The 8402-nt window shown below is 36.1% G+C and carries 5 protein-coding genes; 3 read left to right on the plus strand and 2 right to left on the minus strand.

Translation table 11 applies throughout. The features are described from left to right. Nucleotides 1–2459 precede the first annotated feature (2459 nt). Nucleotides 2460–3329, plus strand: coding sequence for a CmcJ/NvfI family oxidoreductase (locus GNE10_RS28325; RefSeq protein WP_185568955.1), 870 nt, complete (start codon nucleotides 2460–2462; stop codon nucleotides 3327–3329). Between the two features lie 70 nt (nucleotides 3330–3399). Here the strand turns inward: GNE10_RS28325 and GNE10_RS28330 are convergent, their stop codons facing one another. Together GNE10_RS28330 and GNE10_RS28335 are read right to left on the minus strand one after the other, a co-directional pair. Next, on the minus strand, nucleotides 3400–3558 hold the full coding sequence (locus tag GNE10_RS28330) for a hypothetical protein (protein ID WP_185568957.1): 159 nt from the start codon (nucleotides 3556–3558) through the stop codon (nucleotides 3400–3402). Nucleotides 3559–3578: 20 nt separating this feature from the next. Continuing rightward, complete coding sequence (locus GNE10_RS28335) at nucleotides 3579–4535, minus strand: sulfurtransferase (protein ID WP_185568959.1); 957 nt, start codon at nucleotides 4533–4535, stop codon at nucleotides 3579–3581. A gap of 809 nt (nucleotides 4536–5344) precedes the next feature. Between GNE10_RS28335 and GNE10_RS28340 the strand changes: the two genes are divergently transcribed. Both GNE10_RS28340 and GNE10_RS28345 read left to right on the plus strand, forming a co-directional pair. Next, the gene (locus tag GNE10_RS28340) at nucleotides 5345–6637 is read left to right on the plus strand and encodes an ATP-binding protein (RefSeq protein ID WP_185568960.1); all 1293 of its coding nucleotides are present in this window, start codon (nucleotides 5345–5347) and stop codon (nucleotides 6635–6637) included. Then, nucleotides 6627–8369, plus strand: a complete 1743-nt coding sequence (locus GNE10_RS28345) for a tetratricopeptide repeat protein (RefSeq protein WP_185568962.1) — start codon at nucleotides 6627–6629, stop codon at nucleotides 8367–8369. The genes GNE10_RS28340 and GNE10_RS28345 overlap by 11 nt, the downstream gene beginning before the upstream one ends. Nucleotides 8370–8402 lie beyond the last annotated feature (33 nt).

Here is an 8402-nt window from a genome sequence, read left to right on the forward strand (position 1 = left end):
GTATATTTTTCTATAAATCATATAAAATTATCTTTTTGGATTTATATCTAGACAAAATACTTTTTTTATGTCTTAAAAATATTGATTTATCAACAGATTCTAAAAATTTTGTAAACACACTATAGACAGATGAACTGAAATAAAACTAATCTTAAATTAGCTAAGTATGGTAAACACTTGGTATATAGGAGGCGTGGCTTTTAGCCATGCCTTTTTCATCAGTAATTCGCCAAAAATTTCTAACTAGCTAGTAAGATACCTACTCCATCACCTCTAACGATAATTCTGTATCAATAAAACAGCGATACCAACTGCTAATCTGTTTGATACCCTACTAAAGTCATAAAAAAGTTCTCAAATACTACTTTTTAGTATCCCCAAATACTAGATAATTTAATTTATAATTCAAATAGGCTCTGTGCCTAACTCTGAGACACAGATAGGCTAGTTCATATTTTTTGAAATTTGTTATGTATAGCTGGATTATGCAACAAAAAACTACATATATCATATGTATAGGGGTCTTAGTATCATTCTTTAGATAGTAGAATAAACTATTTTCTAGAGTTAATATTCAGCCTGTTAATGCCTGAAAAACGTGTATGTACCCTGGAATAATATCCAGGGTTTTTTTTTCAAATGTGAATATGAACTAAAGATAGTGTTTAAAATCTATCTCTTAGAAATTATCTTTGCGCTTACCGTTGACACAGGTATGCATCCATTAATCTGCTTTCATTTTTGAATTTATACTAACTTTCAATCAAAGATATAGGAATCCGGTTTGATATCTGAAATTATTTGTGTAGTAAGGTAAAAGGGTTTCAGAGAATATGGCTGTACAGAGTTATTTTCACCCAATCAAATAGGAGTAATTTGGGTTCGGAGTGGAGTTAAGAGACTTGTAGCAAGTGGTATTGGTGAGTACAGAGTGGTAATGAGACTTTTCAAATTGAAGATGAGTTATTTTAAACTTAGCACTCCACCGCATAAACCTTTAGTATAAAATAGTTTATGAATTGATGAACTATTTTTCATACTTTAGGACTATATACTTGTATATTTTTATATATGCTGAAATTGAAATAGTCAATATTTTTACAAAATAAATAAATACCAAATTTCACAATATTTAGACACATTCTCTAGGATGATGATCTGTAGAAAGAGTAGAACTAAATTAATTTAGTACGTTGTTAAGCACAGCAATTGTTCAGGTTTGGTTTAGAGCCAAACCTTTTTTTTATTCAGTAACCAAAAAATTGTATATCAAATTTTTCAATATTTGGACACAGCCTATAGGAAGATGAACTAAAGTAAGAGTAAGTCTAAATTAATCTTGGTGTAGTAAATGCTTGGTATATATAGAGGCTTGGCCTAGCCAAGCCTTTTATTAAAAATTATTAGGTAATTGCTTAGCAGTTTTTAGAATACTTGGACACATCCTATAGGAAGATGAACTGTCTGTAAACTCAGTTTAAATTAATTTCGATGTCTCTTTTAGCACTAAACATATTAAGGCTTAGCTCAGTGCTAAGCCTTTTTACTGAGTTTTTGCGCCAATTGCCAATCTGATTGCAAAAATGTAATTGATGTTATGAAAATATTGCATAACTAGCTATCTATCATAGACATGCAGATGCCATTCTATATATCAGGGAATAAAGATGGATACCCCTGGTATTGACTTGACCAGGGGCTTTTTGATTGCAAATTGCCGCGATGTACGCCCCGCGCATCGATAGATTTTCACGAATGACGCAAAAATAATGTAATTTCCTCATTAGGAGCGATGGCGTAGTAATCTCTCCTGACACTGGGATTGTTCTCCTACACTTTGTTTCCATCGCAATGACAATAGACCTGCCTTGAAAATAGGGCATTGGGCATTGGGCATGAGAAGATTGATTTTTATTGTTCCTTGTGAGCGCAGCTCATGGAGTAAGAGTGCAATCAATTGCTGTTTGTACTCTTGTGGTCAAAGGGATGGATCTTTAAATTGGGGAAAAGGAAAATACCAAACCTTTCCCCCTTCCCCTTTTCCCGACTTCTCTTAGAAATCCAATATCGGCGTTGCCTAAGTCCTAATTTTATTGTCTAAGGGCTTGAATTTTATTTAAGCCCATGCAATACTCCTAAAATAAACACCTTATACTCGGTAGATAAACTGTATTTTATAATAAAGCCAGTAGTCTAAAGCTAAATTATTCATATCTCCGTAATGATGATGCAGAGATAACTATTTAGGGACTTCCAAGTAAAAATTCCATAGAAGACTGTTGATCCTTAATAATTCACAGTCAACATTCAACCACCCGAAGTTGCTGTTTATTTTTTGGAGTTCCCAGAAACCACGTCTGTTGTGTTCCAAATAAAGGAGACAAACCTTTCCTTGTCTCTCCTTCGTTGCTTTCTTTTTGAACTTAGGTCTAATCACAAAATTACAAATGGTATGACTTATGAGCTTAAATAGCCAAGTTCTAGACAGGCCGATTGTTGAGGATTTGCCATCTGTAGAGGCTAACCTCAGTTACCTGTTGCCAACTACAGACAAGCTTTTTAGCTATGCTTATGAACCACCATCAGGTGTTGTTCGTTCCAATGGCAACTATCAGTCATACAAAGTGCCAATTTACAATGCTCGTTCCATCGCACAAAATATTTCGCTAGACCGAGAAGGTTTTGCATTTACCCAGCATAATACCAGCGTCCGTAACTTTTACGATCGAGAGGAGGTACGTCAAGTTTATTACCCAGAAGCAAAACAGTTATTAAAAGAAGCCACTGGTGCAACTGAGGTAGTGATATTTGATTGCACCTTGCGTAACGCCACATTGATGAAGCAGGATATCAATAGTGGCATTAGGGAACCTGTGAAGCGCGTACATAATGACTTCAGTACTTCAGGGGGACATAGACGCGCCCGCAGAGAGTTAGTTGCACAGGGTATAGATAACATTGATAGCCTGTTACAACGACGGTTTGCGATTATCAATGTTTGGCGAGGAATTGGTGACACAATTCAAGAATCACCACTAACACTATGTGATGCCCAAAGTGTTGTACCAACAGACTTGGTAGTGAACGATCTCATATACCCCGATCGCATTGGGGAAACCTACGCCGTCACTTATAATCCAAAACATCAATGGTACTACTTCCCACAAATGCAAAGGAACGAAGTGGTATTGATTAAGTGTTTCGACTCCGCAGAAGACGGACGCGCCCGCTTTGCACTCCATACGGGATTTGAAGACCCCACCAGCCCCCCAAATGCACCTCCACGGGAGAGTATCGAGTTGCGGACATTCGTGTTCTTTCCTGAATAACTCAGTTTGAGTGCAAAATATTGATAATCTCACCGCTAAATAATTTACATTTTAGCGGGAGATTTTGTTACTATGCTCCTGAGCGATCGCTTGTAGAATTTACTGGAGATTGGTCTTTACTTCTTCTACAACTTACTAAGCTATCTTGATCTTGATTGTTATTAGCAAATACATCTACTGGCCCCAAGATTGTAATTGCTGCTGCAACGAACAAAATTGCATATTTCATACATTTCTCCTGATTTGCTATTAAGCTGATTTTTCCTCTCCAGTAGCCACTGGTAAATCCTTCTGAGTGCTATACTCAGTCCAAGCACCTTCATAAACCCTGACTTTTTGATAGCCAAGCAGATGCTTTAAAACGACATATTGTAATGTTGCTTCTCTGCCGGTGCTACAAGAAATAATAATGTCACTTGAAGGATTAATCTTTTTATCGGCGAGAATTTTCTTAATCTCCTCTAATGACTTTAATTTGTGAGGATTTTGAGCATCTACAAATGTCACCCAAGGAATATTCCGCGCACCAGGAATGTGTCCGTTACGTATCCAAATATTTTCCTCACCCCGAAATAATTTTTCTGGTCTGGGATCGATAAAGGTTACTCCTGGTTTGCTAATGAGTTTTTTCACATCATTTAAACTCACTCGCACAGAAGGATTATCCCTAAGTGTGAATTTTCCCACTGAATATTTAGGAAATTTTTTGGTTACATCTTGAGTAGCTTTATAACCTGTGTAACCACCATCTAATACAGCAATATCTTTCAGTCCAGCACGTTCTAGTAAATAAGCAACCATTGTTGCCCCTAAAACATCTCTGTCATCTGAATATACAAGAACCCGACTGTTATTTGTTAATCCAGAATTCGCAAAAATTAGTGCTAGTTTTTCATTGTTCCAATACTGCACGGGTAAGCCTTGTCTGGGGCCGCGAAAAGCAGTATCAGCAATATTTACTGCCCCAGGAAGATGTCCTTCTATATAGTCGAGAGGAAAGTTTCGCACATCCAGAATTCGCAAATTTGCATTTTTGGAATTCTCGATAACCCAATTTGGTGAAACAAACTGAATATTAGCACGAGGACTAGCGGAAAATGCAGAAAAAGGTAATAACGGGACAATCAACACAACAGCAAAAAATACTGCTGCCAAAGTCAATAACTTCGGTTTTTTCAACTTGGACAATAAATATCTTAAATTCACATCTACACTCCTTACTATCGAATAAGGCTCTTGTGTAAGTCGGCAAAACAAATTGTGCAGCCTTTATTCGAGGTTACAAAATACAGATATCCGTCTGTTTTACCAGTTAAATACTGTAAATACGTCGATTAACAGTATTAAATGTAAATAATCATCTCATATTCACAAATAGAACACAAGTAAATAAACAATGATTTATGTATCAATAATTTGGGATTTTCTCCATATATTTCAGGAAGAAATTCGCAGTAAGGATTTTAGCCTGATATTTTTTAGTCAATAAAGTAGACTTCTTGCAGCAGTCCGGAAAAAGGGAAGGGGAAAGGTTTGGTATTTTTCTTTTCCCCTTTAACCGTGTTAGGCTAGCTACAATCTAGAATTGAATGTAACTGTTGTCGCCCTAGAGTATCGTCTATTTACCTAAAAATAGCTTTCAGTAAGTGACATTGCGCCCTAATCAACAAACCACACCAAAAACTTATTTTTATAACTGAAAATTTTATTTTCTTGATTTATTAAGTAACTTTTACTATCAAGTTTGTATAATCTATTATTGATATTTAATGAATTGATGTATAATCTATTATTTAACCTGATGCATGATTCAGGTATGTTACTTGTTTATTGGTTGATATTTTGGTAGAGAGCATCTATTTTTTAAGACATCATATAAAAGTTACTTAGTAATCATTAATTGACAAATATTTATCAATAAAATCGGCATCATCTTTTCTAGACATTGCCTGAGCTTTAACAACAAAAATGATGAGGCATTATATGAATAGCTAGCACTTTTACGGCACAATCTAATGTCTCAAGAATTATTAAATTCCTTTCAGTCAGCATATAGCAATCTCGAACTATTTCCGTTAATGGAACGGAACGAAATGGAAAGATTTAGAGTCGAATATGGTGATGATTTAATTGCAGACCTCAACCAATTAGTTGAAGACAGTCCCAATAAAGATGGCAAAATTGTCTTTACAGGACATCGCGGTTGTGGTAAGTCAACTTTGTTGGCTGAATTTAGCAGGCAGATTCAAAATAAGTATTTTGTTGTTCTATTTTCCATTGCTGACAAAATTGAAATGTCAGCAGTGAACCATATTAATATTCTCTTTGCGATTGCAGTCAATTTAATGGCGGAAGCAGAAGCGCGCCAAGTTGATATTCCTCAAAGTACTAAAGAGGCTCTTTATAAATGGTTTGCTACTCGGACTCGCACTGAAGAATTAAATTGGCAAGTAGAGGCTGAGATAGGTTTTGACTTACTCAAGTTAATTAGTTCTAAATTAAAAGCTGATGCTAGCGTCCGGGATGAAATTAAACAAGAGTTTGAGCGCAAAATTTCAGATTTAGTGGCAAGAATTAACGAAATTGCGGCTTTGATTCAAGCTGCGACTAAACAAGATGTTTTAGTCATCATTGATGATTTAGATAAACTGGATTTAGGCAGAGTGAATGAAATTTACAAAGATAATATTAAAGCTCTTTGCCAACCGAATTTTCGGATTATCTACACAATACCAATTGCAGTTTTACGAGAAACTTTTATTAGTACAATCATTGCCACTGAAACTAACGACCAAATTGTAGCAATGCCTGTCCTAAAAATTTTTGACAAAGGTAAAAATCGCTTTCCTCATGCTCAACCACGTGCAGAAGCAACAAAGATTCTCGGTGAAGTTTTACACAAGCGCATTGCCAGTGAATTAATAGCACCAGAAACCGCTGAAAAAATTGTAATTTACAGTGGGGGCGTATTACGAGAATTAATTCGCATTTCTAAAGAATGTTGCCGTATTTGTTTGCGGATGATTCGACGCAATCCCAACGCGGAAGTTATTATTGACGATGGAATTCTCGCCCAAGCAATCAATAAAATTCGCAATGATTTTTCTATCAGTTTAGGAAAAGTTGATATTGATATTTTACAAAGTGTTTACGAACAATTTATGCCCAATGACCCCAAACAACCTGAATTTTTAGATTTACTACATAGTTTATACGTTCTAGAATATCGCACTGAAGAAACATGGTACGATGTTCATCCAATTATTATCGAAAGCTTGAAAAGGCAGGGAGCTATTAATGTCCAATGAAGATTTGTTAGATGATGAGGGAGAAAATGAAGATGCTTATGATGATTTAATTGTTTCTATTGAAGCTCAAACCCAAGGATTAAATTTATTAATTGCGGTTTGTGACGATCCCGGCTTTCGCGATGAAATTATTGCTAGATATGAAGCCGAACTTCAACTGAATTTTTGTGCATATCGGGTAATCTTAGCACGCCATGAACCAAGTTTAAAAGCTGCCCTCAACCAACTCGTAGAACAAGAAGAATATCTGCGTCAGCGTCAACCAGCGATAATTACTGTCACGGGTGCAGAACAACTTTATTTCCTCAGATTAGGACAAGAACAATCAGAACAGGAGAAATTTTTTGGTTATTTACAATGGACAAGGGAAGGATTGCGTGATTTTCCTTTTACAATTGTCCTTTGGGTAACTAATCAAATTTTAGTTAACTTGAGTAAAAAAGCTCCTGATTTTTGGAGTTGGCGGAATGGTGTATTTCGATTTGTGTCTAAAAAAACTAACGCTATTGCTGGTAAAGAATTAGAACCTATACGTTTTGTTTTTCGAGATACAGAATTAGCTGGCACAGATACTAATGAAAATAATCATTTCTTCTTGCCCATCCAAGATTTACAAAGGCTAATTGATAATATCGAACACGAACGAGGAACTAAAGACCCTAGCTTAGCTACTTTATATTCTAGATTGGGTGATATTTACCGCAGCAGATTAGAACGAGGTGAGTCTCAAAATTATCAAGAAGAACAAGAATTAGCAATCAAGTATTGGCGTCAAGCTATTGAATTGCAAAATGAATTAGGTTTGCAAATAGACTTAGCTGCTAGTTTCAACAATTTAGCAGGTTTATATCGTGCAACAGGACGCTACAGCGAAGCTGAACCACTATATCAACAGGCTTTGGAATTAAGAAAACGCCTATTAGGTGAAAATCATCCCGCTTATGCTACTAGTTTGAATAATTTGGCAGGAATTTATAAATCTACGGGACAATATAACAAAGCAGAAATTCTCTATCAACAAGCTTTGGAATTAAGGAAAAATTTGTTGGGAGAAAATCATGCTGATGTTGTGGCTAGTCTGAATAATTTAGCATTATTATATGATGAACAAGGGCGTTATGATGAGGCAGAACCTTTGTATCTGCGCTCCTTAGAAATTGCTAAGGTTTTACTGAGTGAAAATCATCCTTCTGTTGCGTTGATATTAAATAATTTAGCCCTACTTTATTACCATCAAGGACGCTTCAATGAAGCTGAACCTTTATCGCAACAAGCTATAGAATTAGACAAGCAATTTTTAGGCGAAGAGAATCCTGATGTGGCGACAGATTTGCATAATTTAGGTTTAATCTACCGCGCTCAAGGACGCTACGATGAAGCAGAATCTTTGTTTTTGCAATCTTTGGAACTGAAGCAACGCGTATTACAAAAAGCGCATCCACTTTTAGCAGATACTATCTATGCTTTGGGTTATTTGTATCGGGAACAGAAACGCTATCAAGAGGCGGAACCTTTATGTATCAAAGCGTTAGAACTTGATAAGCTGTTGTTGGGAGAAAATCATCCGAATGTTGCCGAAAGTCTGAATAATTTAGCCGAAATTTATCGGGAAACGGGGCGTTATAGTCAAGCCAAATCTCTTTATTTGCAAGCATTACAAATTTGTGAAGGAGTTCGGGGTGTGAATCATGCCCGATGTCTGGCGATGCGGGAAAATTTAGAAAAAGTTTGAGTGGAAATTAGACGCAGGGGGAAGGGGGAAAGG

This window comes from Nostoc sp. 2RC (assembly GCF_014222165.1).
Lineage (GTDB): Bacteria > Cyanobacteriota > Cyanobacteriia > Cyanobacteriales > Nostocaceae > Nostoc > Nostoc linckia.

Bases quoted from the DNA above. Each gene is read 5' to 3' on its own strand.
- GNE10_RS28325 (WP_185568955.1), top strand. From the start codon at position 2,460: ATGAGCTTAAATAGCCAAGTTCTAGACAGGCCGATTGTTGAGGATTTG.
- GNE10_RS28330 (WP_185568957.1), bottom strand. From the start codon at position 3,558: ATGAAATATGCAATTTTGTTCGTTGCAGCAGCAATTACAATCTTGGGG.
- GNE10_RS28340 (WP_185568960.1), top strand. From the start codon at position 5,345: ATGTCTCAAGAATTATTAAATTCCTTTCAGTCAGCATATAGCAATCTC.
- GNE10_RS28345 (WP_185568962.1), top strand. From the start codon at position 6,627: ATGTCCAATGAAGATTTGTTAGATGATGAGGGAGAAAATGAAGATGCT.